Annotated in this window: 23 protein-coding genes; 8 read left to right on the top strand and 15 right to left on the bottom strand. The window is 57.1% G+C overall.

Annotated elements, in window-relative coordinates; all coding sequences use genetic code 11:
• Positions 1-30: 30 nt before the first annotated feature.
• Together zwf and gap are read right to left on the bottom strand one after the other, a co-directional pair.
• Entirely contained in the window at positions 31-1,485 is a 1,455-nt protein-coding gene (gene zwf / locus PJL69_RS09695; protein ID WP_271309486.1) for a glucose-6-phosphate dehydrogenase, read from the bottom strand.
• A gap of 5 nt (positions 1,486-1,490) precedes the next feature.
• Positions 1,491-2,498 carry a type I glyceraldehyde-3-phosphate dehydrogenase gene (gene gap / locus PJL69_RS09690; protein WP_271309485.1) on the bottom strand — a complete coding sequence of 336 codons (1,008 nt, stop codon included), beginning with the start codon at positions 2,496-2,498 and terminating at the stop codon, positions 1,491-1,493.
• Positions 2,499-2,654: 156 nt separating this feature from the next.
• On the opposite strand from gap, the gene PJL69_RS09685 reads away from it, so the two are divergent.
• Positions 2,655-3,653, top strand: coding sequence for a LacI family DNA-binding transcriptional regulator (locus tag PJL69_RS09685; RefSeq protein ID WP_271309484.1), 999 nt, complete (start codon positions 2,655-2,657; stop codon positions 3,651-3,653).
• On the opposite strand, the gene PJL69_RS09680 is transcribed toward PJL69_RS09685, so the two are convergent.
• The 5 genes from PJL69_RS09680 to PJL69_RS09660 all read right to left on the bottom strand — a co-directional run bounded on the left by PJL69_RS09680 (position 3,650) and on the right by PJL69_RS09660 (position 9,171).
• On the bottom strand, positions 3,650-4,351 hold the full coding sequence (locus PJL69_RS09680) for a CbiX/SirB N-terminal domain-containing protein (protein ID WP_271309483.1): 702 nt from the start codon (positions 4,349-4,351) through the stop codon (positions 3,650-3,652). The two genes, PJL69_RS09685 and PJL69_RS09680, sit on opposite strands and share 4 nt — an antisense overlap.
• On the bottom strand, positions 4,348-4,917 hold the full coding sequence (locus PJL69_RS09675; protein WP_271309482.1) for a DUF4202 domain-containing protein: 570 nt from the start codon (positions 4,915-4,917) through the stop codon (positions 4,348-4,350). The genes PJL69_RS09680 and PJL69_RS09675 overlap by 4 nt, the downstream gene beginning before the upstream one ends.
• A gap of 145 nt (positions 4,918-5,062) precedes the next feature.
• The gene (locus PJL69_RS09670; RefSeq protein ID WP_271309481.1) at positions 5,063-7,276 is read right to left on the bottom strand and encodes a hybrid sensor histidine kinase/response regulator; all 2,214 of its coding nucleotides are present in this window, start codon (positions 7,274-7,276) and stop codon (positions 5,063-5,065) included.
• A gap of 3 nt (positions 7,277-7,279) precedes the next feature.
• Positions 7,280-8,443, bottom strand: a complete 1,164-nt coding sequence (locus PJL69_RS09665) for an FIST N-terminal domain-containing protein (protein ID WP_441347472.1) — start codon at positions 8,441-8,443, stop codon at positions 7,280-7,282.
• A gap of 47 nt (positions 8,444-8,490) precedes the next feature.
• Positions 8,491-9,171 carry a response regulator gene (locus PJL69_RS09660; RefSeq protein ID WP_271309479.1) on the bottom strand — a complete coding sequence of 227 codons (681 nt, stop codon included), beginning with the start codon at positions 9,169-9,171 and terminating at the stop codon, positions 8,491-8,493.
• Positions 9,172-9,356: 185 nt separating this feature from the next.
• Between PJL69_RS09660 and PJL69_RS09655 the strand changes: the two genes are divergently transcribed.
• Together PJL69_RS09655 and PJL69_RS09650 are read left to right on the top strand one after the other, a co-directional pair.
• Entirely contained in the window at positions 9,357-10,109 is a 753-nt protein-coding gene (locus PJL69_RS09655) for a YbaY family lipoprotein (protein WP_271309478.1), read from the top strand.
• Positions 10,110-10,209: 100 nt separating this feature from the next.
• Positions 10,210-10,392: a CTP synthetase gene (locus PJL69_RS09650; RefSeq protein WP_209098599.1), complete on the top strand. Its 183-nt coding sequence runs from the start codon at positions 10,210-10,212 to the stop codon at positions 10,390-10,392.
• Between the two features lie 19 nt (positions 10,393-10,411).
• Here the strand turns inward: PJL69_RS09650 and PJL69_RS09645 are convergent, their stop codons facing one another.
• Positions 10,412-11,170, bottom strand: a complete 759-nt coding sequence (locus PJL69_RS09645) for an alpha/beta fold hydrolase (protein WP_271309477.1) — start codon at positions 11,168-11,170, stop codon at positions 10,412-10,414.
• Between the two features lie 73 nt (positions 11,171-11,243).
• Between PJL69_RS09645 and PJL69_RS09640 the strand changes: the two genes are divergently transcribed.
• Positions 11,244-11,618, top strand: coding sequence for a hypothetical protein (locus PJL69_RS09640; RefSeq protein WP_271309476.1), 375 nt, complete (start codon positions 11,244-11,246; stop codon positions 11,616-11,618).
• On the opposite strand, the gene PJL69_RS09635 is transcribed toward PJL69_RS09640, so the two are convergent.
• The 6 genes from PJL69_RS09635 to iolD all read right to left on the bottom strand — a co-directional run bounded on the left by PJL69_RS09635 (position 11,615) and on the right by iolD (position 18,613).
• Positions 11,615-12,784, bottom strand: coding sequence for a winged helix-turn-helix domain-containing protein (locus tag PJL69_RS09635; protein ID WP_271309475.1), 1,170 nt, complete (start codon positions 12,782-12,784; stop codon positions 11,615-11,617). The genes PJL69_RS09640 and PJL69_RS09635 overlap by 4 nt on opposite strands.
• Positions 12,785-12,865: 81 nt before the next feature.
• Positions 12,866-13,750 carry a LysR substrate-binding domain-containing protein gene (locus tag PJL69_RS09630; protein WP_271309474.1) on the bottom strand — a complete coding sequence of 295 codons (885 nt, stop codon included), beginning with the start codon at positions 13,748-13,750 and terminating at the stop codon, positions 12,866-12,868.
• A gap of 315 nt (positions 13,751-14,065) precedes the next feature.
• Entirely contained in the window at positions 14,066-14,899 is an 834-nt protein-coding gene (locus tag PJL69_RS09625; RefSeq protein WP_271309473.1) for a class II fructose-bisphosphate aldolase, read from the bottom strand.
• Positions 14,896-15,753: a 5-deoxy-glucuronate isomerase gene (locus tag PJL69_RS09620; RefSeq protein ID WP_271309472.1), complete on the bottom strand. Its 858-nt coding sequence runs from the start codon at positions 15,751-15,753 to the stop codon at positions 14,896-14,898. Before PJL69_RS09620 ends, PJL69_RS09625 begins: the two co-directional genes overlap by 4 nt.
• Positions 15,754-15,764: 11 nt before the next feature.
• Positions 15,765-16,745: a PfkB family carbohydrate kinase gene (locus tag PJL69_RS09615; RefSeq protein ID WP_271309471.1), complete on the bottom strand. Its 981-nt coding sequence runs from the start codon at positions 16,743-16,745 to the stop codon at positions 15,765-15,767.
• Positions 16,745-18,613, bottom strand: coding sequence for a 3D-(3,5/4)-trihydroxycyclohexane-1,2-dione acylhydrolase (decyclizing) (gene iolD / locus PJL69_RS09610; protein ID WP_271309470.1), 1,869 nt, complete (start codon positions 18,611-18,613; stop codon positions 16,745-16,747). The genes PJL69_RS09615 and iolD overlap by 1 nt, the downstream gene beginning before the upstream one ends.
• Before the next feature lie 131 nt (positions 18,614-18,744).
• On the opposite strand from iolD, the gene PJL69_RS09605 reads away from it, so the two are divergent.
• From PJL69_RS09605 to PJL69_RS09595, 3 genes are all read left to right on the top strand, one after another.
• Positions 18,745-19,848, top strand: a complete 1,104-nt coding sequence (locus PJL69_RS09605) for a Gfo/Idh/MocA family protein (protein ID WP_271309469.1) — start codon at positions 18,745-18,747, stop codon at positions 19,846-19,848.
• A gap of 20 nt (positions 19,849-19,868) precedes the next feature.
• Positions 19,869-20,762, top strand: coding sequence for a sugar phosphate isomerase/epimerase family protein (locus tag PJL69_RS09600; RefSeq protein ID WP_271309468.1), 894 nt, complete (start codon positions 19,869-19,871; stop codon positions 20,760-20,762).
• A 114-nt stretch (positions 20,763-20,876) separates the two neighbouring features.
• Positions 20,877-22,010 carry a Gfo/Idh/MocA family protein gene (locus tag PJL69_RS09595; RefSeq protein WP_271309467.1) on the top strand — a complete coding sequence of 378 codons (1,134 nt, stop codon included), beginning with the start codon at positions 20,877-20,879 and terminating at the stop codon, positions 22,008-22,010.
• Between the two features lie 18 nt (positions 22,011-22,028).
• Here the strand turns inward: PJL69_RS09595 and PJL69_RS09590 are convergent, their stop codons facing one another.
• Entirely contained in the window at positions 22,029-23,060 is a 1,032-nt protein-coding gene (locus tag PJL69_RS09590) for a LacI family DNA-binding transcriptional regulator (protein WP_271309466.1), read from the bottom strand.
• A 184-nt stretch (positions 23,061-23,244) separates the two neighbouring features.
• On the opposite strand from PJL69_RS09590, the gene PJL69_RS09585 reads away from it, so the two are divergent.
• Positions 23,245-24,195 (top strand): sugar ABC transporter substrate-binding protein, encoded by a 951-nt coding sequence (locus PJL69_RS09585; protein WP_271309465.1) that lies wholly within the window; start codon positions 23,245-23,247, stop codon positions 24,193-24,195.
• The last annotated feature ends 47 nt before the right edge of the window (positions 24,196-24,242 follow it).

Raw genomic sequence — 24,242 nt, 5'->3', positions numbered from 1 at the left:
CCATCCTTCCTAAGTTGGGCCTATGTGACCTCAGTTACCGACCGGGCGCCAGCGACGCCCACCTTGATGCATCAACATCAGTGCTTCTTCTGGTCCAGAGCTGCCCGGGTCGTAAGGCACCGGCCGCTGATTGCTGTCTTGCCAGGCAGAGATCAGAGGGTCTGCCCAAGCCCAGGCGGCTTCGACTTCGTCGCCTCGCATAAACAATGTCTGGTCGCCGCGAATGACGTCCATGATGAGACGTTCGTAGGCGTCTTGTGAAATCAGGTCTTGGCCGAGCGCCTCAGCAAAAGACATATCCATCGCAACTTCGGTGAGGCGCATACCGCCGGGGCCCGGCTCTTTGATGGTGGTGCGCAGGGTGATGCCTTCGTCTGGCTGCAGGCGGATGATCAGGGCGTTGCCTTTGCGCCCCTCCATCTTGTTTGGAAAAATGTTGTGGGGTGGATCACGGAAAACCACCGCGATTTCAGAACAACGATCTCGCAGTCGTTTGCCTGTGCGCAAATAAAACGGAGTACCCGCCCACCGCCAGTTGCCGACGGCCAACTTCATCGCGATGAAGCTTTCAGTGCGGCTGTCGGGGTTTTCGACATCCTCAAGATAGCTGTCACCATCACGTCCCGCCAGATATTGGCCTCGCACAATATCGTTCAACGCCACAGGCTCAAGAGCCTCGATGACTTTAACCTTCTCGTCGCGCACCGAGTTCGGCGTGAATTTGGAAGGGGGCTCCATTGCGATCAGGCACAAGAGCTGCATCAGATGGTTCTGCACCATGTCCCGCATGGCGCCGGATTGATCATAGTACCCACCGCGCCCGGCCACACCGATGCTCTCAGCCACAGTGATCTGAACGTGGTCGATATGGGTAGAGTTCCAAAGCGGTTCAAACAGAGAGTTGGCAAAGCGCAGCGCCATGAGGTTCTGCACAGTTTCTTTGCCGAGGTAGTGATCAATGCGGTAGATTTGCTGTTCGTCAAAATGCGTCAGCAGGTCTTTGTTGAGGGCCCGGGCGCTGCTGAGATCGTGGCCGAAGGGTTTTTCAACAACGATGCGGCTGTCAGCTGTGGCGATGCCGTGTTGGTTGAGACGCTGTGCAATTGCGCCGAACAGGGAGGGGCTGACCGAGAGGTAAAAAGTGCGAATGGTGTCTTCGCGCAGGCTTTCACTCAGGTCTTGCCACCCGTCCTCGCCGGTGGCGTCCACATGAAAGTAAGCGAGGTGTTCTAAGAAAGCGTCGAGTGTATCGTTGGGTCGTAAGCTTTCATCGACAAACTCCTCGATGGCGTCTCTGATCAGCCTACGAAACGCGGCGTCGTTCATATCGGACCGCGCCGCGCCAATGATGCGTGCATCTTCGGGCATTTGACCGGCGCGAAATCGGTGAAACAGACCCGGCAAAATCTTGCGCCGGGCCAGATCACCGGTGGCCCCAAAGATCACCAGATCGAAAGGAGCTACCGGGATAACGCGCGCGACCATCTGCTTTAGCCTTTCAACAGCGCGCCCATGCGGCGGCCGGTGTCTAGCATGCGGTTGGAGAAGCCCCATTCGTTGTCATACCAACTGACCACACGCACGAGGCCATCTTCGGTGACGCTTGTTTGGGCTGGTGCGAAGACGGATGAATGGCTGTCGTGGTTGAAATCTGCAGAGACCAAGGGGGCTTCTTCGTAGCCCAGAACACCTTTGAGTGGGCCTTCTGCCGCCGCTTTGATTGCCGCGTTTACCGCTTCGACCGTGGTGTCTTTGGCGGGTACGAACACAAGATCAACCATGGAAACATTCGCGGTGGGCACCCGAATTGCCGAGCCTTCCAGCTTGCCCTTCAGATGGGGCAAAACCAGAGAAATCGCACGGGCGGCACCGGTTGATGTCGGGATCATGGAAAGCGCCGCGGCACGCGCGCGATAGAGATCCTTGTGGTTTGTGTCGTGGGTTGGCTGGTCACCAGTGTAGGCATGAATGGTGGTCATGTAGCCGGTCTTGATGCCGAATGCATCGTCCAGAACCTTCGCCACAGGGGCCAGGCAGTTTGTGGTGCAGGACGCGTTGGATACGATCACATCCTCGGCCGTCAATGTGTCATCGTTCACACCAAAGACAATTGTTTTGTCGGCGTTGGCACCCGGGGCAGAGATCAGCACACGCTTCGCACCAGACTTCAGCAAGAGCTCGGCTTTGTCTTTTGCGGTAAAAATGCCGGTACATTCATATGCCACATCAACATCCGACCACGGCAGATCCTGTGGATCCCGAATCGCCGTGAGGCGGATTGTTTGGCCCGCGACTTTCATCACGTCCCCTTCCAGCGAGACGTCAGCATTCAGTCGGCCGTGCACACTGTCATATTTCAGCAGGTGTACGAGATGCTCATTTGGTGAAAGGTCATTAATTGCAACGACTTCAATATCGTTGGCTCCGCTTTCGATCAGGGCGCGCAAAATGCCGCGTCCAATGCGGCCGAACCCGTTGATGGCAATCTTGGTGGTCATGTCTTTCTCCAAAATTCTCAATTGGGCGCTTGTGGTAGCGCCACCGTTAGCGCTATCGGTATACGCTAACGATGATGGAATCAAGGGGTCTGTTGAACTTCGGCAAACTGCGCTTTCGGGCTTGCTTTGTCGGGGCGAGTATCAGACGATCCGCGCATGGGGAAAAAGCTGCTTCTCAAAGATATTGCAAAGCTCGCAGGTGTGAGTGAAATGACCGCGTCGCGGGCCATGCGGGGGGCACAGGACGTCTCTGAGGCCACGCGTCATAAGGTTGAACAGATCGCGCGTGAGGTTGGCTATGTGCCGAATCGGATCGCGGGGGCGCTTGCATCTAGCAAAGTGAACCTTGTTGGTGTGGTGGTGCCGAGCCTGAATTCGTCGGTTTTTCCGGAGGTTTTGTCAGGCATCAGCTCCAAACTGAAGGACACGGCGCTCAAACCGGTGATTGGCGTTACGGGGTATGACCTGCTTGAGGAAGAAGAGGTCATTCGGGAAATGCTCAGCTGGCGCCCAACGGGTGTTGTGGTCGCGGGGCTCGAACACAATGAAGCCGCGCGCAAAATGCTTGCAGCTGCGGAATGCCCGATTGTCGAGGTCATGGATGTGGATGGTGATCCCGTAAAGCACTGTGTGGGTATCTCTCATCTCGAAGCTGGGCGTGTGATGGCGCAGGCAATCCTAAAGGCGGGTTACCGCAAGATTGGCTTTATCGGAACGAAGATGCCGCAGGATTACCGAGCGGAAAAAAGGCTCAAAGGGTTTGAGCAAGCGCTTGAAGCAGAAGGTATTTCTCTTTCCGATCAGGAGCTCTATTCTGGCGTTTCCTCGATCGAAACAGGGCATCAGCTGACTGAAATGCTGCTGGCGCGTACACCCGAGCTTGAGTGTATCTATTTTTCCAGCGACGTTTTGTGTGTTGGTGCCTACATGCACTGCCTGTCAAAGGGTATTTCTGTGCCAAATGAGCTTGCTTTGGCGGGATTCAACAACTTGGAATTGCTGCGTGGCTTGCCAATGGAGCTTGCCACAACAGATGCGCATCGTTTCGAAATTGGTCAGAAAGCGGCAGAGATCATTCTGGAGACGCAAAGCGCGGGCGCGGCGGCGCGTACTGTGAAGCTGGAGCCACAAGTCACCACCGGACAGTCGCTTTAATCGACGTTTCCAAACGCGTGGGCAACCATTTGTGCCGCTTCTGGCCAGGTCCCGAGAGGAGGCATTGAGTGTCCTGAAAACGCCGCGTCTTCAAGGGCTTCTGGAATATCTTCCCGACAGTGCTCCCCCTCCAATGCGAAGAATGGCAGGCAAAGGCTTTGCGCTGGAAGGTCGCGCGCGGCGTCGGCGATAAATGGTGCTTCTTCGACAAAACCGGTGGAGATTTGCATGCCGGGTAGGCGCGTTTGCAGGAGCTTTGCAAAAGCATTTGCGGATTCCGCCGCTTTGGGGCCACGTGCGGACCCATGTGCGGCGAGCAACAAGTGGCTGTCTTCAAGTCGCCATCCGCGGCTGTCCAGAGCCTTACGGACGCCGAGCGCGGCAACGTCAGGCAGCGCGGAATGAAAACCTAGGGGTGGCAAGATCTGTAGATCCGCGCCATTCAACCGCTTGGGCAGCACTTTGGAGACAAACCAGCCGTCTGCCATAAACATCGGGAAAATAGGAGATCCCAGAGGCATTTCAGCAGCTTGTCGTTCAAGCGCGTCGGGCATGGCGAGCGTAGCAGCGCGGATTTTCCAATCGGGTAGGTGGCGGCCTACCGCCGCAGCAAAGCCCTGTAGCCACAGTTCAGGAGGAACAGGGACGGAGGGTTGTCCGTGGGCGACGATCAAAGCTTCGCGTTGTTGTCTGATCATGCCGAGGGGGCCTCAAATGCAGCAGCAAGATCTGCTGGAAGGTCGAATTCTGTGAGCACACGCAGGCGGGCTTCTTCGGACATTTTGCGTGCGGTTTTCTCGACGATATCGCGCACTTTCTCTTGCGGATGTTTGGCCGCAAATGGTGCGAAATACCACTTCAGAAAGGTGAAACATATAATATCTTCAAGGGCTTGAACTTGATCGTTGCGTTTGATGCCTTCTTTGCGAAGCATCGCGCCGACCTCTGCGATATCTTCATCAGAGTAATCCGCATCCGCCATAATCTGGGACACGCGGTCAGCATGGTGCACGCCCAATTCACGGCGCCACTTCAGATAGCCTGCACGTCCTTCTGGAAAGTCTGCGCGTTTCAGCACCCAGCGTTCGATGTGCTGCCCGCGGGCGGCGATCTGTAGACCATCAGATGCATTGGGAAACAGCCGATTGGCTTCCTGCGACATGCGTTGACCATATAACAGCGCTTCGGGCTGACCCTCGTCCAGTCGTGGATCTTTGGCGTTGGCTTGGTCAATGGCGTCCAAGGCAGTTTGAAGACGTGTCATGGCTGGCTCCCGGCTGGTCGTTTCTATTGAATTTAGGCGGTGGTCGCGCTGTGTAAAAGGGCAAAACAACATCGGTTTGCCGTCGGTATTGCGTCGGTAATGCGGGGGTATCGCGTCGGTGGTCTGTCTGTCTTGGTGTGTCACGTTAGTGCGTCGGGTTTGGCGCGTGCTGGAGGGCATCGCGCAGCGCGCTCAGGTCGAGGGGTTTGTGTAACAACGGTGCCTTGAGGGATGCACAGAGTACGGCAAGATCCGGTGTGCGATTGGCCGAAATCACACAGGCGGGCACAGGTCCATATAGCTCTCGTAAGAGCACAATCAGGTCGGTGCCAGTGGCGTTGTTGTCGAGCTGATAGTCGACCAGTACGACATCTGGAGCGATGTCAATTTCGCGCAGCAAGTCCAACGCTTCGACGTCGCCACGGCAGGGCAATACATCTGCTCCCCAGTTTTCCAACGTCATCGTGATCGCTTGGCGGAGGGCGTCATCGTTTTCCACGAGAAGGACAATGCGGTGGTTCCAAGGCTCCGTGTTTTCTGAGGGGAGGCTGTCGCCACTTTGCGCCGGTTCATTTGGGGCTGCGAGCGGGAAAGTGACCCGAAACAGCGTGCCACGATCTGGTTTGGAGCGGAGTTCCAGCGGATGATTCAGCAATCGGCAAGCGCGATCAACAATCGCAAGCCCGAGCCCCAACCCCTCCGCAGGACTTGCAGGGGCGTGGACACGGTGAAATTCATCAAAGACTTTCTTTTGCTGCTCATGCGGAATGCCGGGCCCGGTATCCCAGATTTCCACGGCAATGTTGCTGCCGCGTCGCCGTGTACCCACGAGAACGCGGCCCGTTTGGGTGTAGCGCAGGGCATTGGCCATCAGATTTTGGAGGATTCGACGCAGATAGGTGGCATCAGAGGTGACGGCCACATCCCCAACGCGCAAGTCAAATCGCAACCCTTTCTCAACGGCGGCGGGGGAGAGATCATTGTGAATCTGTTGCAGCATATCTCCGAGTGAAATCCGCCCGAGATGCACCGCTGCGCGCCCTGAGTCCAAGCGGGATATGTCTAGGAGCGCACCAAGGATGTCTTCGACGCTTTGGAGCGCACCAGTCGCTTTGCCCAGACGTGCGCGTTGGTCGTGGTCTGCGAGATCATTGTCCAGTGATGCGAGATAGAGTTTGGCGGCAGAAAGCGGTTGTAGCAGATCATGGCTGGCCGCCGCCACAAAACGCGATTTTGACGCATTGGCACGTTCAGCCTCCGCCAGCGCGGCTTGCAGTTCCAGAGTGCGTTCCTGAACGCGGCGCTCCAGGGTTTCGTTGACTTGGGAAATTGCGTGCAGGGCCTGGCGTTCGGTTGTGATGTCTGTGAAGGAAATCACAAAACCGCTGTCGGGCATGTGTTGGGCAAAAACGGCGAGGGTGCGATCTTCGCCCAGTGCTACCTCAAAGGAAAGAGGCGCACGTCTGCCCTGATGCGCGGCCCAATCCAACAGGTCAACCGCCGCAGCCGTGTTGTGAAACGTGACGCTTCGCGACAGCTGTTCGTAGACTGTCTGAAACGGCAGCCCTAGGCGAAAGCGGCGCAGCGGAATGGAAAGAAGCTCGCCCAGACGCCTGTTCCACCCCACAAGCCGACCGCTGGGATCAAAAATGCCGACGCCCTGATTGAGATGTTCGAGCGTGGCTTTCACGAGGCGTGCCTGATCGTCGAGCAGGCGTTCGCGTTCCTGTCTCTCCATCAGCATCATGTCGGTGACATCGGTTTGCAAAACGACCGTGCCGCCATCCCGAGTGCGGTGTTCAGAAACCTGAAGCCACCGGTCACCGGCCATGCGTGCATTGAACACAACATGCTGCTCACGGTGGCGGATCATTCGGCGCTCTTGCCATGCCTGAGGTGACGTCCCTGCTGGCAACTCCAAGTAGGGGCTTTGCGATACAATGCGCACGTATTCAGAAAACGGCAGCCCCGGTTTGAAAAGGTGATGCACGTCGCGCATGTGTTTGCCAAAGCGGCTATTGCACAGGACCAGTTTTTCATCCGTATCAAAGAGTGCGAACCCTTCCTGCACGGTTTCAATTGCATTGGCGAGATTGGCGCGAGCGGCTTGGGCTTCTGCGTTGGCCTTGGCAAGGGAGGCGTTTGAGGTGTTTAGCAGATCAAGCGCGTGTTCCAGCTCTTTCGTGCGGGCGCGGACTTCCTCTTCCAGCATCACTGCGCGCTCAAACTGGGCATAGGCAACGCCTGTTGTGTCCGGGCTCGCCTCTGCGCGGCGCATCAGGGTTTCCACAATCGTGAGCAGCTTTTGATTCTGACGTTCGAGCGGATCTTTGGGGTCGATCAGAGACAGAGGGGGCATCTCTTAGCCATCCTCTGGGGGGTAGATGGCGACGCCTGTGAAGGTTTGGTTCACATGCATCGAGTTGATCTGTTCACCATAGGTGGAGAAGCCGACAACCTTATGCTTGGCAAGCACGCGGGAGATTTCTGTTGTGACCTGTTTTTGTGTGGCTTCGACACGGCGCAACAGGCAGTCACATCCCAATATCATGTCGGGGGTACGCTGGGCGGCCAGCGTAGAAAGCTCCCGATCCAGATGCGCGACCATATCCTCCGGTTCTGCCAGTGTGAGCACGACGCCCTCGTCGATGGCAGAGAAAAACACCAGATCGCCATTGTCTGCGACGCGTTGAATGGCGCGGACATGGGTTTGATCGCCGATGCGCACCACAACGGGATGGGCCGCAAAAGTGAAAGTGGACAACTGTTCTGGGTCTTTGCCGAGGATACGGGCATATTCGCGCGCCGCGGGTTCTGCATTGATTTGATGCACGAGCCTGCGGGTTGGGTTTGCTGCGGTCACCACCATACGCTGCTCGGTTGGATTGAGGTGGTCGGTCTTGAAAACCTGCACCGGACAGTTTGACCGCAGTTGAACGAGTACGGCTGCGTTGGTGTGAAAGGCACTCTCATGTAGAATGTGCGTGGTAGAAAAATTTTCGCCATCGCCAGCGGAGCCGCCAAACAGTGGCACCGGGCCAAGGCCCAGGGCGAGCTCTGCGGTGAGCGCGTCTTCCCGTGTGGAGAGGCCATCCACCATCAGAAATGCGAACTCTGAGGTCCAGTCAGGGTGGTCAGCAGCGAGTGCGTTGCGGTTTTGGATCATTGCACGGATCCGCTCTTGCGCGCGCAGATCGCCCAGATCTTTGATGCAGAGTGTTTTGGTCGCAAAATGTGCCGCAGGCAGGCCAATGGCAACAATTTCACCTTCGGTATAGCCAGCCGCGCCCAACTCGCCGGCTGTGGTGCAGCCGATGACATCCGCTTCTGGGAAAGCCTGCCGGGTCTGTGCTGCGAAGTTGGTGAGGTCCGTGGCGGGCGACACAAAGAAGATCACCAAGGCGAGCGGTTCCGGGCCAAGCGCCATGGCGATTTGCGCAACGGCATCCGGCGCGCGGCAATCCGCGAATGCGGTGCGCACGATTTTGGTGTTTGCAAATGGTGTGCTGGCATCCATGGCTGGCATTCTCCTCCCGTGGCCACTGGCGCGGTCACGAGAATACCGTAGCCATGCTAGCCGCTGCTGCGCAAGTGCTGCTCAAAGCTGGCTTCTTTGGCGATCAGCACGGCTTGTGTGCGGCTGTGTACGCCAAGTTTGCGCATGATTGCCGTCACATGGGCCTTGACGGTGGTCTCTGCGATGGAGAGCTCGTAGGCGATTTGTTTGTTGAGCTTGCCTGCACAGATAAGATCCAGAATGCGGGCCTGCTGTGTGGTGAGAGACGCGAGCCGGGCGACGGCGTCATTTGTGTTGTCATCACTGTTGGTGCAAGGGGCATGGCCTTCCGGCACAAAAACGTGACCGGCGGCAATCGTCTCAAGCGCGCGGCGGAACATGTCGCGTTGGCTGTGTTTGGGGACAAAGCCTGAGGCGCCAGCCTGAAGTGCGGCGCTGATGGTGCGGCTGTCGGCCATGGACGATACCACAAGTACCTGCGCTTTGGTTGAGCTGCGCAGGCGCAACAAACCATCGAAGCCGTCGACATCGGGCAGGTTGAGATCCAGTACAATCAGGTCTGGCTTTGGGTTCTGCGACAGCCAGCGCAGTGCATCTGACATGCTGGCAGCGGTTGCCACCTGTTTGATGGGGGAAATGGCTTTCAAGGTCATCACCAACGCGTCGCAAAACAGCGGATGATCATCCACCACAAGCGCACTGGTGGCACGGGGCTGGGGGGACGGGATCTCGGTCATGGGTCCACGGTAGCAGAGAACGGGGGGCGACCAAGAGGGCCAAAGGTCGTATGCGCAAAAATTTTCATGGCGGCTCTTATGGGCGGGGGACTGCCGGGCGGGCGGCCATTGCTTGGAAACGATATGGCGCTGTGTTTAGGTTGCAGAAAGCCGTAGCGGTATTCAGAAAACGAAAGGCGAGCTTCATGCAGATTTTTGAGACGTTTAGGGGGATAGCGTGTGGATGCGGGCTGGTGGCGGCGATGCTCGGAGGCAGTGCAGTGGCCGAGATACAGGATTTGCATGGCAGTGTAGGCTATCGTGAGCGGATTGGGTTGCCGCCAGAGGCCGTGATTGAAGTCACGCTGGAGGACGTCAGTAAAATGGATGTGGCGTCCATTGTATTGGCGCGGCAGACTTTGCGCCCCGAGGGCCGGATCCCTGCGGAGTTTCGCTTGGCTTATGATGACCGCATGGTTCAGGAGAACGGGCGATATTCGGTACGGGCTGTGATCCGTGTGGGTGAGGAGGTGCAGTGGCGCAGTACGCAGAACTTTGCGGCTTTGACACAGGGGGCCCCGGAGCGTGTGGATGTGGTGGTGCAGCGTATGGTTGAGGCAAGTGAGGTGGATCTGACACTTGGAAATTGGCTGGTTGTTGAAATGAACGGGGCAGTTGTGCAGGGCGACAGCATTCCCCAGATGGATTTTGGCGAAAATGGTCAGGTGAGCGGAACCAGCGGCTGCAACCAGTTTACTGGCAGCTATACCTATGAGGATGGCAAATTGGCTTTTGGGCCGCTTGCCAGTACGCGCAAGGCCTGTTTCGGAGAGCTGAACACGCAGGAAGTGACGTTTTTTGAAACACTGACACAGGTTGCTTCGGCCGGGGTTCAGGCCGGGGGAACAGTTTTGATGGACAGTCAGGGCAATATTTTGATGCGCTTCCTTGCAGAGTGAGCCCAAGGTGCTGAGGATGTGGGCCAAGTCTGATCCAAATCAAGGTCTTGGCCCGCGCTTCTGATAAGTGTGTCGCAGCAAACAGAACGGAGCCAATCCCATGCTGAGACTAGCCCTTATTCTTCATATCTTCATCGGATCCACACTCGCTGGTGTGGGCGTGATCGCGGCACTGGTGGCTGGGATCAACACAGGGCTCGGATTGTTTGGCGCTGCGTTGGTTGGCTTTCTTTTGGCCTTCCCTGCGAGTTGGAAAGTGGCTCAGGCGCTCTATGCGCGCTGACGCCTGATTGGGGCAGGCGTTAAAGATCCAGCCAAGCCTGTACCGAGGCAATAAACTCGCGTGGCTTTTCGGCGTGCAGCCAATGACCGGTGTCTCTAATTTTGGCAAAGCGCGCTTTTGGGAACTTCTCCCGGATTGCTGGTCGATAGTCTGGGATCACATAGTCCGAGTTGGCCCCGCTCAGAAACAGTGTGGGGCCTTCGTAGGACGCAGTGACCGCAGGGAATTTCAGAATTTTTGGCATCTCGCGGTCCAACACATCGAGATTTAAGCGCCAGCGCTGCTCTTTCACATCCAGAGACTGGGTGAAGAAGGTCTGAAGTGTTGTGTCGTCCAGATACTGTGCCAATTGTTCCATCGCATCTGAACGCTTTGTCACGGTGGAAAGGTCAACTGCGCGCATGGCGGCGATGTTTTGATTTTGGTCGTGGGTGTAGTCAACCGGCGCGATATCCGCGACAATCAGGCGGTTCACAAGCTCTGGGCGGGTGAGGGCAAGCAGCATTGATGCTTTGCCTCCCATAGAATGTCCAAGCACATCCATCGGCGCGCCCATATCTTCGATCACCTTTGCCAGATCTTCGGCCATGTCTTCGTAAGTATGACTGTCATACCACGGGCTTTGGCCGTGATTGCGCTGATCAACGCAGATCACGCGACGGCTTGCAGAAAGTCGTTTTGCGATGGCGCCCCAGTTGCGGCCGGAGCCAAAAAGCCCATGCACGATCAGCAGGTCAGGTTCGTCGGTGGCGATGCCGTGGATAATCGAATTCAACATAAGAGCGTGATAGCGCGGCTTGGTCAGGGGTTCCAGCGTTGAGTGTCGCGCGGGTGCAAGCTAGATTAGGCGCATGATGACAGGTGATGAAATCGACGCAAAAGTTGCCCAGCTCTTGGATTTGGCGCGTGAAAAATATGGTGTGCGTGCAAAGACACTTGAACGTGCCATGCGAAAGATCGGGCGGCGCGCACCAAAACGGCTGCATCGACAGGCTGAGGTGATTGCGCAGGCGCACAAGGTGGGTCATCACCCCAAGCTCATGGTGCAGGTTGATGGCGCGGCTGTGACGCGGGCATTTGGGGAGATAGAGGCGCATTTGGCCGCGATCGATGTGGGCAGGCGGCGTATTGATCGTATTTTGGATGTGTTAGGCTCTGTCAGCTTTAATCTGATCCTGTTTACAGCATGCCTGGTTGTGTTCTTACGCTGGCACGAGGTGTTTTAGGCGGGCGGTGCGCACTGCCAGCGCAGCTCTGATGTGCCGATAAAGCGCCCCATACGCGCAAGTTCAGCTTCCAGTTTCTTGGCGCGTGCTGCCGTCCAGCGCACGCCGGGCTCCGCCCAGATTTGCGCTATGGTGAGGATGCCTTTCTTGCGATCCGCCTTACATTCGATCCGCCCGACAAAGCGATCCCCCTCCAGCAGTGGATAGACATAATATCCCCAAACGCGTTTGGCGGCGGGCACAAAGATTTCAATACGGTAGTCAAAGCCAAAGAGGCGCGACAGCCGCTCGCGATCCCGGATCACCGGATCAAAGGGATTGAGAATCCGCAAGCGGGATGTGGGGGCGGGTGCGGTTTGCAAGTGGGTTTCGATATCCGGGGTCGCCAGCATCGGGAGCCATTCCTGATTTGCTGTTTGCACTTCCACTGGGATGAGATCGGATGCAGTGACCCAAGTACGTACATCCGCAGTATCAACGGCCTCCCAAAAGCGTTTGATGTCGCCGGGGGTGGCAAATCCAAGGCGGGCCATCGCCTGATGGCATAGCCAGTTGATTTGCTCTTCAATGGGCACGTCTTGGTTGCGATGGGGGGCTGGGATGACCCGTTCGGGCAGGTTGTAGAATTTCTTGAAATTCTGGCGATAGCAGGTTGCGAGTTCTCCCGCATACCACATGTAATCCAGCGCGCGTTTGTGCGGTGGGCGGGACCACATCTCGCGCGGGCCTTCGATTTTGGTGTCAAAGGCTTCTGTGGAGAGTGCGCCTTCGGCGGTGATGCGCTCTTTGATGCCGAGATCGGCGCAGGATGCCATAGCGTCCGCATACCAGCCCTTGGCGTCCATACGCGCCTTGCGCCGCGCAAATTGCGCGCGCCAGTACGGGTAGGTTTCGATGGGCAATACAGACGCGTCGTGGGTGAAATGTTCAAACACGGCACGGTCTTTGGAGAGCAGCGTGTCGAGCATGCGTTCGCGGTAGTTCTGGTTGCGTGACCACAGGATGTGGTGATGGGCGCGGGCCAGCACCTGAATGCTGTCGAGTTGCACAAACCCAAGTTTGCGAATCGTGTCACGCGGGTTGGCGGGGCCGGTGGGTGTGGCCGCCAGGCCCTGAAGAGATAGCCAAAGCCTGCGGGCGTCACGGTTTGAGATGCGAAGAACCATGTGGAGAGGCTAGCGGCGCTTAAGGAACAAATAAAGAACAAAATTCGCGATGTAGGGAGATGGTTTGAGATATTTGGGTGCTCAACCTGAAGGCTCTGAAGCGACTTTCAAAAGCCACTTGCGAAAGCTGCGAAGGTTCGCGCTGTCTCGCCCAGGCAGCGTGACGATGTGGTAGCCAAGGTCTGCACGCGGCAAAGAACAGATATGGATGAGCGTGCCGGCGGTGACATCGCGTTCGACAATAGAGCGGGGATGCACGGAAACGCCCAGGCCCGCGAGGGTGGCGGAGATGATCAATTCGTTACTGTCCAAAACATTGAGGTTCACCGCACTCAGATCGAAACCGGTTTCCTCGATCACCCGGCGCAGCTCCAGCATCTGAGCGTCGAGCAACCACGGATCCTGCTGTAGCTCCGGTAGGGAGGTGGGGTGGCGCCCTTCCAAGAAATTCGGCGCGGCCACCACCCAGAATTCCCCGCTTGTGAGCGGGGTGCTTTCAAGCCCCGGCCACACCCCGTTGCCAAAGCGGATCGCCATGTCAAAGCCGTCGTGGCGCAGCTCTACCAAGGCTGCACTTGGCGTGAGGCTAACAGTGATATCTGGGTGGGTCTGCCAGAAGCCGCCCATACGCGGCATCAACCAGTTCATTGCAAATGAGGGGGTGAGACTGACCGTAAGGGGGCGGGTCGCAGACTGTTCACGCAAAGCGTCGACTCCTTCTGCAATGAGAGCGAAGCCTTCGCCCAGCTTTTGGGCCAGCTTTTGTCCAGCCTCAGTTGCGGCAACGCCCCGGCCTGCGCGAAACAAAAGCTGTTCAGACAGGTCAGCCTCCAGATGGCGCACGTGTTGCGCAATGGCGGCATGGGTGACGTTCAGCTCACGCGCGGCGCGGCTGAGGCTCTGGTGCCTTGCTGCGGCTTCAAAAGCGCGCAGAGCTGACAGTGATGGGAGCGAGGACCAATCCATAATGTAACCTCAGCTAACAATATGAAAATCATAGTGAGTCGCATTCCGCGTCTTTGTCCAGCCATATTGGGCGCATCACATCGTAAGGAGTGCGCGATATGTTGGGAATAGTTTCAGGTGCGCTGCGTGTTGCAACGCGTGAAGAATCTTGGGGTGGTCGCGATCAGACGCGAGATGGGGCGACAATTTCGCCAGATCGGGTGCGAGACAGTGATCATTGTGCGCAGTCCGCGCAGGCTAAGGACCGCAAGCGATTTTGGTGGCGGTGAGCAAGGAGATGACGCAGTGAACGTCCTGTTCGCAGGGCGATTGGGATCAAGACTTGCCTTTGAAGGATCGCAAAACAGCGCGGGTCGCGGCCACCAGCGGCTCGTGCGTGTCTTTGAGAATTTGCACACGATCAAACCGTTCCGGATCTGCATTGACCGCATCACGCAAGGCCGCGCCGAAAGCCATACGCAATTCGGTGCCAATGTTGAATTTGCAGATTTTGGAGCCTTGCGCCAAGGCTGTGCGCTGGGCCACAGGCACGCCAGATCCACCATGGATCACCAGCGGAACATTGGTGAGGGCTTCGATAGCGCGAATGCGCGGCTCATCCAGCCCACCCTCTTTGTCCTGTTGCAAGTGCACGTTGCCCACTGAAATCGCCATCGCGTCGACATTTGTTTCGCGGGCGAATTGGGCGGCTTCTTCGGGATCTGTTCCGGCGGAATTTTCGCCGCCAGAATAGCCAACGAAACCGATTTCTCCTTCGCAGGAGACGCCTGCCGCGTGCGCCATTTCCGCGATGGCTGCGGTTTCAGTCATGTTTTCGGAAAGCGGCATACGCGAGCCGTCAAACATCACTGAGGAAAAGCCGCTTTCAATGGCAATGCGACACTCATCATGGGTGTAGCCATGGTCAAGATGCGCCACGACCGGCACAGATGCCTGTTCCGCGAGATGGGTGAACATTTTGCCAAGCACAGGCAGCGGCGTGTGTTCGCGACAGGATGGGCCCGCCTGCAAGATTACAGGTACATTTTCGGCCTCTGCCGCAGCAACATAGGCGCGCATGTCTTCCCAACCAAGCGTCACAAGCCCGGCCACAGCGTGCCCCTGTTTCAACGCGGGTTGCAGCACATCAGACAGCGTCACCAGACTCATTTGAACTTCGCCACCATATCCATGATGCCAGGAATGGTATGCAGTTGTTCCGCATGTGTGGGCTGAAAATACTGCTTCAAACTGCGTTGGCTGAGACCGCCGAGGATTGTGAAATAGTACATTTCATAGCCCGGCAGGGCGGCGCAGGGGTGATAGCCTTTGTCGATCAGGATCGTTGAGCTGTCCATGATATGATAGGCGTCGCCGGGTTTGTTGTCTTCGCGCTGAAGCATCTGAAGGCCCGAGCCATAGTTTGGCTTAAAGCGGAAATTATAGGTTTCATCGTGGCGGGTTTCGATCAACTCGCCGGTTTCGTCAGTGCGATCGGTATCATGTTTGTGGCTCGGGAAGCCGGACCAGCCACCAGCGCCCACGGTAAACAACTCGCTCACCAAAAGGCGGCCAACTTTGTCATGGTGGCTTGCGCCAAGGATGTGTTTGATTTTGCGATGAGTCTTTGTGTCATCGGACCCATATTGTACGAGATCCAACTCTGGCACGCGCACATCAAAAGGTTCCAGAACCTTGTCGTATTTGGCTCCGGCGATGAAGGTTTCTGTGGCTTCGGTCACGCAAGTGATGCGCACTTTTGCACCTACGGGCACATAGACGCCTTCTGGATCACCATCCCAAACATCAATGGTGCGGTTGCCGAGGTTTTCATACGAGGCCCCCTCGACATCCACGTGGACCGTGCCTGTGGCGGGCACGACGCAGGTTTCATATCCGGGCACCGAGTATTCAAAGACCTCGCCCCGCTTCAATTTGATGATGTTGAAATAGTTCAGCGGCACCAGATCGTGGTCGACGTCGACGATGGGTTTGTTGTTGTTGTCATAAGGCGCGATGTGCATGGGCCTCTCCTTTAAGGATGGGTGGGGCCAGCGTGCGCGGCGAGAAACGCCTCAAGCTCGACCGATGTGGGCATGGCCGGGGCGCAGCCCGGCTGAGAAACGACAATGGAGGCGCAGGCAGACCCGCGCAGCACCGCGTCGCGCAAAGGCAGACCATCGGCGATGCCCGCGAGCAGGCCCGCCATAAAGCTGTCCCCCGCGCCGTTGGGTTTCACCGCGGTCACCGGGAAAATTCCGGTTCGGATCTCTTCGTCGCCTGAGAGTGTGATCGCGCCGTCCTGGCCCATTTTGTAAATCACCAGCTTGCCGGATGCCGCCAGCGCGCGGGCCTTATCAAGGCCCTTTTCGATGCCGCCAGCCATGAAGCCGAACTCTTCATCGTTGCCGACAATCAGATCGCTGGCCTCGCCTGCGCGGGAGAGCACCTCGGCCGCCACTTCAGGGGAGGGCCAAGAGTAAGGGCGGTAGTCGATGTCAAAAATCACCGGCATGTTTGTGGCGCGGGCGTTTTCAAAGGCGCGGAAAGTGGAGCTGCGGGACGGCTCGGCGGCAAAAACAGTGCCTGCGGTTATGAGCGCGCCAAATACGCCGTAGTTCACACGGTCCACATCTTCGTTTGTGACCTGAAAATCCACTGCGCCATTGCGATAGATGACATTTTGGAAGTCGTCGATGCAGCTTTCATAGACCGCAAGAGACAGGCGGTATTCGCCCCCCAACACGCGCAGGTACTGTGTGTCCACGCCATAGTGTGTCAGGCGATTTTGGGCGAATCGTCCCACAGCATCATCTGAAACGGAGGTCACCAGCGCGGCCTCGCAGCCCAGTTTGACAAGCCCTGCACAAATGTTGGCTGAAGATCCGCCGAGATCTGCGCGAAAGGTTTCTGCGACCTCAGATTTTGTGCCAATGGGATCGGCAAACATATCCATGCCAGCACGGCCAAAGACCACGAATTTGCGGGATTTGATGGCATCAATCAGATCTGGCATCACACCCCCCGGCGCTGTTTGGCGCGTTCTGCTTCGATTTCGCGGTGCTTTGCGCGCACGCTATCGCTGTCTGAAACTTGGGGCGTGCCCACTTCCCACCATGTGTGGCCTTCTGTTGTCCAGCCGTCATAGGCATCCACATCCATCACGATCACATAGGTCTTGTCGCTGGCCTTTGCGCGTTTGAACGCTTCGCCAAACTCTGCAGGGTTTGACACTTTCTCAGAGGTTGCCCCCATGGATGCCGCATGTGCAGCGAAGTCGACGCCAAACGGCTCTGGGATGGTGGGGCAATCGGACAGCAAATTGTTGAAGCTGGCGTTTCCGGTGTTGTTCTGCAGCTTGTTGATGACGGCAAATCCGCCATTGTCGAGCACCAGAACGATCATCTTTTTGCGGCTCAACACTGACGAATAGATGTCTGAGTTCATCAATAGATAAGAACCGTCGCCGCAGAAGGTGATTGTGTCTTTGTCAGGTTCGCGTTCTGACTGCGCGATGCGCGCGCCCCAGGCACCGGCGATTTCATAGCCCATGCAGGAAAAGCCAAATTCCACATCGACGGTGCCGATATCCAGTGTGCGCCAATTGGCGGTGACTTCGGCTGGAAGACCACCTGCCGCGGCCACGATGCGGTCGCGTGGATCGCAGAGCGCATTCACCACGCCAATCGCCTGCGCGTAGGAGTTTGGTCGATTGCCATGCGCGACGTTGCTTGCGACATATGTCTCCCATTTGCTGCGTTCTGAATGCGCGAAATCCAGCCAGCTTTTGGGTGTTGATAGGCTGAGTGCAGCGTCAATTGCCTGCAGCGAGAGTTTGGCATCGCCCACAACAGGCAGGGCCATGTGTTTGCCAGCGTCATGCCGCGCTGCGTTGACCGACACAAACTGGGCGTTTTCATCAAAGGCGGTCCAGCTGCCGGTTGTGAAGTCTTGCAGGCGGGTGCCGACCGCGAGGATCACATCTGCCCTAGCTGCGAGCGCATTGGCGCTGTCAGATCCGGTGACTCCGATTGGGCCGCAATTCAACGGATGGTCTGCGCGCAAATTGGCGCGCCCGGCGATGGTTTCGACGACCGGGATCTGGTGTTTTTCTGCAAGGTCTGTCAGTTCCTTGGTGGCTTTCGAATATTGCACCCCGCCACCGGCAATGATCATCGGGCGCTCTGCCTTTGCAAGTGCGGCGATGGCATCTTGAAGCTCTGCGCGATCAGGGGGCTGGCGCCGGATCCGATGCAGTTTTTTCTCAAAAAACTTCGTGGGGAAGTCATAGGCCCAGCCCTGAACATCTTGCGGGAGACCCAAAAAGGCGGGGCCGCAATCCGCCGGGTCCAGCATGGTGGCGAGCGCATTTGGCAGAGATTGAATCACTTGCGCGGGGTGGGTGATGCGATCCCAGTATCGTACCACAGGTTTGAATGCGTCGTTCACGCCGAAGGTCGGGTCGTTGAAGTTCTCCATTTGTTGGAGCACCGGATCCGGTAGGCGCGTCAGGAAGGTATCGCCACATAACATCAGCATGGGCAATCGGTTGGCGTGGGTGAGACCTGAGGCGGTCAGCAGGTTGGCTGTGCCCGGACCTGCGGACGCTGTGCAGAACATAAAGCGCTGCCGCAGCCATTGTTTGGCATAGGCTGCAGCGGCAAACCCCATGCTTTGTTCGTTTTGCCCGCGGTATAGCGGCAACTCCTTCTGCATTGTGTTGAGGGCCTCTCCGAGGCAGGTCACATTGCCGTGGCCAAAAATGCCAAACCCGCCCCCACAGACACGCAGTTCCTGGCCGTCAATCTCGATAAATTGATTGGAGAGCCAGCGAATGATGGCCTGTGCAGTCGTGAGGCGGATCGTGGAGTTTTCTGTCGTCATGGGGCGCGAACCTTTTGGAGATTTTCGAGGAAATGGTGGCCTTCCTCGAATGCAGCTTGCGAGCTTTCGATTCCCACGATACAAGTTTTGCAACCGGTTGCAAATTGAATTTCAGACACGGAGCGGGCGCGGTGACAGAGATTGGTATTGGAATATGTGGCGGCGGCTACATGGGCAAAGCTCATGCTGTTGCCATGTCTGCTGTGGGGGCCGTGTTTAACACAACCTTGCGTCCCCGACTTGAGATGGTCTGTGCGTCGAGTGCTGAGAGCGCGGAGCGGTATCGCTGCGCCTATGGGTTTGCGCGCGGCACGGCGGATTGGCGCACCTTGGTTGAGGACCCAAGGGTCGAGGCGATCGTGATCGCGACCCCGCAAGAGACACATCGGAAAATAGCTGAAGCGGCGTTTTCCCTTGGTAAACCAGTCTTTTGTGAAAAACCGCTCGGCGCCTCTATTGACGACAGCGCCGCGATGATGGCCGCTGCAGATGCGGCTGATATCGTCAACATGGTCGGCTTTAACTATGTGCGTACCCCTGCGACGCAATTTGCGCGCCAGCTGATTGCTGAAGGTGCGATCGGGGACATCACGTGGTTTCGAGGGGAGCATACTGAGGATTTTTATGCGGACCCAAGCGCGCCAGCGACGTGGCGCACCACGGGGGTGGCCAATGGCACAATGGGGGACTTGGCGCCACATATGGTCAACGCGGCTTTGGCGTTGATGGGGCCCATCGCGAAAGTCATGGGAGAGGTCGAGACAGTGCACGCGGAGCGGCCCGGTGGGCGCGTGACCAATGATGATCACGCCCAGCTTATGTGTCGCTTCGAAAACGGCGCGATGGGGCACATGTATTTCTCACGGATCTCGACCGGGCGCAAGATGGGCTATGCCTATGAAATTACGGGAACAAAAGGCGCAATCCGGTTTGATCAGGAAGATCAAAATGCGCTGTGGCTGTATCGGATGGAGGGGCCGGAGGCGACGCGCGGGTTTGTGAAGGTGCTCACGGGGCCGGCGCATCCGGACTATGAAGCGTTCTGTCAGGGGCCGGGTCATGGGACGGGTTATCAGGACCAGATTATTATTGAGGCGCGGGATTTCCTGCGCGCGATTGAGTCGGGGAGCGCCCAATGGCCAACCTTCCGTGATGGGCATGAAGTAAACCGTGTGATTGCGGCAGCTTTGGCATCTGATGCCGCCAAAAGCTGGCAAGATATCAACAGCTTCTGAATTTTCGGAGTGAGAGCAAGATGACGATGAGAATTGGCAATGCGCCCTGTTCCTGGGGTGTCGAGTTTGCGGAAGATGACCGTAATCCAAGCTGGAAAACTGTTTTAAAGCAATGCGCTGAGGCGGGCTACAAAGGGATCGAACTGGGCCCGGTAGGTTTTATGCCAGAAGATCCGTCACTGCTTTCGGATGCATTGGCGGAGCATGATTTGGAGCTGATTGGCGGTGTGGTTTTCCGGGCCTATCATGACCCGCATGCCTGGGAGGATGTGCTGGATGCCACCCATCGTACAGCCAAAGCGCTGAAAGCGCATGGTGCGCAACATCTTGTTTTAATTGATTCAATTTCACCACGCAGAGCACCGACGGCGGGGCGCGCGGGTGAGGCTGAGCAGATGGACAAGGCGGAATGGACAGCGTTTCGGGATCGCATCGCAGAGTCGGCGCGGATTGGGGTGGAAGAGTATGGTCTGACGGTTGGCATCCATGCACATGCTGCTGGGTTCATGGACTTTGAGCCAGAGCTTGAAAGATTGCTGAGTGAAGTCGATGAAAGCCTGTTGAAGATCTGTTTTGACACCGGGCACCATTCTTACGCGGGCTTTGATCCGGTTGCTTTCATGAAGACACATATCGACCGAATTTCTTATATGCACTTCAAGGACATAGACCCCAAGGTGAAGGCAAAGGTGATTGCCAATCGCACTGGGTTTTATGATGCATGCGGGCAGGGGATTTTCTGTAACTTGGGGGATGGGGATGTAGATTTCCCGGCCGTGCGACAGGTGCTTGTGGACGCTGGGTTTGAAGGCTGGTGCACGGTTGAGCAGGACTGTGACCCGCTGTTGGATCCGGATCCGGTTGGCGATGCACGCAAAAACCGAACCTATTTGGAGCGCATCGGTTTCACCTAAAACGGCGTCGGTATCGCATCTGTATCACGTCGGTAACGCGACAGTATTGCGGAGGTGCATCGTCGGTCTACTTCCGGCGCATCTTCGGTGGCTTCATGAGGAGGAGACAGGCTCATGACAACGTTCAAATGGGGTATGATTGGTGGTGGCGAAGGCAGCCAGATTGGGCCAGCTCATAGGTTGGGTGCGCTCGCGGATGGGCGCTTTGAATTTGCGGCTGGGGCATTGGACCATCGGCCCGACGTCGGGCGGGCGTATGCGCAGCGGCTTGGTATTGCAGCGGACCGCGCTTATGGTGACTGGACGGAAATGTTGGCTGGTGAAAGGGGCAGGGATGACCGCATAGATTTGGTGACGGTCGCGACCCCAAACGCCACGCATTTTGAGATCACCAAATCTTTTCTTGAAGCCGGGTTTAACGTGCTGTGCGAAAAGCCGATGACCATGACCGTTGAAGAAGGCGAAGAGATTGTCAAAATCGCCAAGGCCTCCGGCAAGATCTGCGCGGTGAACTATTGCTATTCGGCATATCCGATGGTGCGCCAAGCCCGCGCGATGGTGCGGGCGGGGGAGATCGGCAAGGTGCGACTGGTGGTGGCGAACTTCAGCCACGGTCATCATGGCGATGCCACGGATGCGGACAATCCTCGGGTGCGCTGGCGCTATGATCCAGCGATGGCTGGTGTGTCTGGGCAGTTTGCGGATTGCGGGATTCATGCTTTGCATATGGCGAGCTTCATTGCGGATGATGAAGTGGAGCGGCTGTCAGCTGATTTTGCTTCGACCATTTCCAGCAGAGAGTTGGAAGATGACGCTATGGTCAATTTCCGTATGATGGGTGGCACGGTGGGCCGGCTCTGGACCTCATCTGTTGCCATTGGGCGCCAGCATGGTTTTGACATCCAAGTCTTTGGGGAAACGGGTGGTTTGCGCTGGGCTTCAGAACAGCCAAACCAGCTGATTTACACGCCAGTGGGTGGGCGCACACAGGTGATCGAAAAAGGCGAAGCCGGGCTTTGCGAGGATGCGCAACGGCTCAGTCGCGTGGCGATTGCCCATCCAGAAGGTTTCCCGCTCGCGGTGGCCAATATCTATTGTGATTTGGCGGATGCGATTGCGGGCGAAGCGCGTGATGGGTTGCCTGATGCTGCGGCTGGGGTGCGCTCCATGGCGGCGGTGTATACAGCTGTGGCCTCTGCCAAAGACGGCGGCGCATGGCTGGATGCGCGACCGCCGATGTTTAGATAAGCGGCTGATAATGAAGGTTTAGCGAGAGCCCAGTTCACATTTAGAATGAAGGATTTGGGGGCGGCGCAATGTGCCGCGCTCCACCACCGAGCAGGGGAAGATCCGCGTTTCTGGATAACGCTGCGGTTCATCCAGCATCGCCACCATCAACTCTATGGAAGAGGTCACAATCTGACGAATGGGTTGGTGAATGGTGGTGAGGTTGATGTTTTCCCACCGCGCCATTTCCATATCGTTTAGGCCGATCAGGCCAACATCGTCAGGGCAGGACAGCCCGCTGTCACTGATTGCGGAAAGCGCGCCGATGGACAGCACGTCATCCCCGCAGAAGAACGCTTCAGCGTGCGGCTTTTTCAGGAGACGCAGCATTTCACAGCGTCCGGCATAAAAGGAATATTGATCTGCGTAGGAGTGGCTGACCTTGATCTCTGGGTGCGCTGCCATTTCAGACATGAACCCGGCAAAGCGATCTTGCGTCGAGGTCGCGTTTTCCGGTCCGCCCATAAAACCAATGTGTTGATAGCCGCGTCTGACCAGTTCGCGCGCGGCCATGCGCCCGCATTCTGCGTTGTCGACCCCCACCACATGCACTTGCGGGGTGGAGGTTGCGCGACCAAAGGAGTGCACGACAGGCACGCCAGCATCCCGGAATGCCTTGGCAAAACCGGGTGGCAGGGTGGAAGAGGCAACGACGACGCCATCCACGGAATATTGTCGCAACATGCGCACAGAGTTTTCTGGGTCTATCTCGTCAGTGAGGTTGACCAACAGTGGGCGCAAGCCGCGCTCCTGTAGGCCACGTGTGAAGAGATCAAACACTTGCAGAAAGATCGGGTTGTGAAAGTTGTTGGATACCAGACCGATAAGTTTGGTGCGCCCCGTGGTGAGAGAGGAGGCCAGCGCGTTTGGACTGTACCCGAGTTCCCGCGCGGCCTTTTCCACTTTGCGCCGCATCTTGTCAGAGACAGAGGCCCCGTCGGTGAATGTGCGCGACACTGCTGATCGGGATACCCCCGCGCGTTCAGCAACCTCTTTCAGTGTCACGGCCATGTCTGTGCGTCCCGGTTTGATGTTTTGGGGTGTCTACTCTGATTTTTGCATGCGTGCAGCATGAAATGGTCGATCAAAAATTGCAACCGGTTGCAAAATGAATTGGCCTGTGCTTAAACTTTACTTGGAGAAGGCGGGGAGGAGCCGCCTGCGTGCCATGAAGACGTGATATTGGGAGGAAAACATGACTTCATTTAGTAAGAAGCTGGCTTTGGCTGCGGCGGTTGTTGCAGCGCCATTTGCTCTGGCCAATACGGCGGCGGCAGAAGGGGAAAAGTACATTCTCGTAAGCCATGCGCCGGACAGTGACAGCTGGTGGAACACCATCAAGAACGGCATTGCCCTTGCGGGAGACCAGATGGGCGTTGACGTTGAATACCGCAATCCGCCCACCGGCGATTTGGCGGATATGGCGCGCATCATTGAGCAAGCGGCGGCGTCTGCCCCCAATGGGATCATCACCACGCTGAGCGACTACGATGTGTTGTCTGGCCCGATCCGTGCGGCTGTGGACAGTGGCGTTGACGTGATCATCATGAATTCCGGTACGCCTGATCAGGCTCGTGAAGTTGGTGCGCTGATGTATGTTGGGCAGCCAGAGTATGACGCGGGTTACGCCGCTGGTCTGCGCGCCAAGGGCGATGGCGTGGGCAGCTTCCTCTGTGTGAACCACTATATTTCGTCTCCGTCTTCTACCGAGCGCTGTCAGGGGTTTGCCGATGGTCTGGGGGTCGAACTGGGCGATCAGATGATTGACAGCGGGCAGGACCCTGCCGAGATCAAAAACCGTGTGCTGGCCTATCTGAACTCCAACCCAGACACCGATGCGGTGCTGACACTTGGCCCGACATCTGCGGATCCAACCCTTTTGGCGTTGGATGAGAATGGTATGGCCGGCGATATTTACTTTGGTACTTTCGATCTTGGCGAAGAGATTGTGAAAGGCATCAAGGCGGGCGTCATCAATTGGGGCATTGATCAGCAGCCCTTCTTGCAGGCGTATCTGCCGGTTGTTGTGTTGACCAACTACCACCGCTTTGGCGTCCTGCCGGGCAACAACATCAACTCCGGGCCTGGCTTTGTGACAGCTGACGGTCTTGAAAAAGTCGAAGCCTTTGCGGGCGAGTATCGCTAAGCCATACGGTTGATATCGACGTCTGGCGAGGGGCGCCTTTTGGTTCG

Source organism: Shimia sp. MMG029 (assembly GCF_027947445.1).
GTDB lineage: Bacteria > Pseudomonadota > Alphaproteobacteria > Rhodobacterales > Rhodobacteraceae > Shimia.
Note: the sequence above shows the minus strand (reverse complement) of the source record. Positions and strands in the feature narration are given on the sequence as shown.

Coding starts and splice junctions, on each gene's coding strand:
- zwf (WP_271309486.1), bottom strand. CDS start 1,485: ATGGTCGCGCGCGTTATCCCGGTAGCTCCTTTCGATCTGGTGATCTTT.
- gap (WP_271309485.1), bottom strand. CDS start 2,498: ATGACCACCAAGATTGCCATCAACGGGTTCGGCCGCATTGGACGCGGC.
- PJL69_RS09685 (WP_271309484.1), top strand. CDS start 2,655: ATGGGGAAAAAGCTGCTTCTCAAAGATATTGCAAAGCTCGCAGGTGTG.
- PJL69_RS09680 (WP_271309483.1), bottom strand. CDS start 4,351: ATGATCAGACAACAACGCGAAGCTTTGATCGTCGCCCACGGACAACCC.
- PJL69_RS09675 (WP_271309482.1), bottom strand. CDS start 4,917: ATGACACGTCTTCAAACTGCCTTGGACGCCATTGACCAAGCCAACGCC.
- PJL69_RS09670 (WP_271309481.1), bottom strand. CDS start 7,276: ATGCCCCCTCTGTCTCTGATCGACCCCAAAGATCCGCTCGAACGTCAG.
- PJL69_RS09665 (WP_441347472.1), bottom strand. CDS start 8,443: ATGCCAGCCATGGATGCCAGCACACCATTTGCAAACACCAAAATCGTG.
- PJL69_RS09660 (WP_271309479.1), bottom strand. CDS start 9,171: ATGACCGAGATCCCGTCCCCCCAGCCCCGTGCCACCAGTGCGCTTGTG.
- PJL69_RS09655 (WP_271309478.1), top strand. CDS start 9,357: ATGCAGATTTTTGAGACGTTTAGGGGGATAGCGTGTGGATGCGGGCTG.
- PJL69_RS09650 (WP_209098599.1), top strand. CDS start 10,210: ATGCTGAGACTAGCCCTTATTCTTCATATCTTCATCGGATCCACACTC.
- PJL69_RS09645 (WP_271309477.1), bottom strand. CDS start 11,170: ATGTTGAATTCGATTATCCACGGCATCGCCACCGACGAACCTGACCTG.
- PJL69_RS09640 (WP_271309476.1), top strand. CDS start 11,244: ATGATGACAGGTGATGAAATCGACGCAAAAGTTGCCCAGCTCTTGGAT.
- PJL69_RS09635 (WP_271309475.1), bottom strand. CDS start 12,784: ATGGTTCTTCGCATCTCAAACCGTGACGCCCGCAGGCTTTGGCTATCT.
- PJL69_RS09630 (WP_271309474.1), bottom strand. CDS start 13,750: ATGGATTGGTCCTCGCTCCCATCACTGTCAGCTCTGCGCGCTTTTGAA.
- PJL69_RS09625 (WP_271309473.1), bottom strand. CDS start 14,899: ATGAGTCTGGTGACGCTGTCTGATGTGCTGCAACCCGCGTTGAAACAG.
- PJL69_RS09620 (WP_271309472.1), bottom strand. CDS start 15,753: ATGCACATCGCGCCTTATGACAACAACAACAAACCCATCGTCGACGTC.
- PJL69_RS09615 (WP_271309471.1), bottom strand. CDS start 16,745: ATGCCAGATCTGATTGATGCCATCAAATCCCGCAAATTCGTGGTCTTT.
- iolD (WP_271309470.1), bottom strand. CDS start 18,613: ATGACGACAGAAAACTCCACGATCCGCCTCACGACTGCACAGGCCATC.
- PJL69_RS09600 (WP_271309468.1), top strand. CDS start 19,869: ATGACGATGAGAATTGGCAATGCGCCCTGTTCCTGGGGTGTCGAGTTT.
- PJL69_RS09595 (WP_271309467.1), top strand. CDS start 20,877: ATGACAACGTTCAAATGGGGTATGATTGGTGGTGGCGAAGGCAGCCAG.
- PJL69_RS09590 (WP_271309466.1), bottom strand. CDS start 23,060: ATGGCCGTGACACTGAAAGAGGTTGCTGAACGCGCGGGGGTATCCCGA.
- PJL69_RS09585 (WP_271309465.1), top strand. CDS start 23,245: ATGACTTCATTTAGTAAGAAGCTGGCTTTGGCTGCGGCGGTTGTTGCA.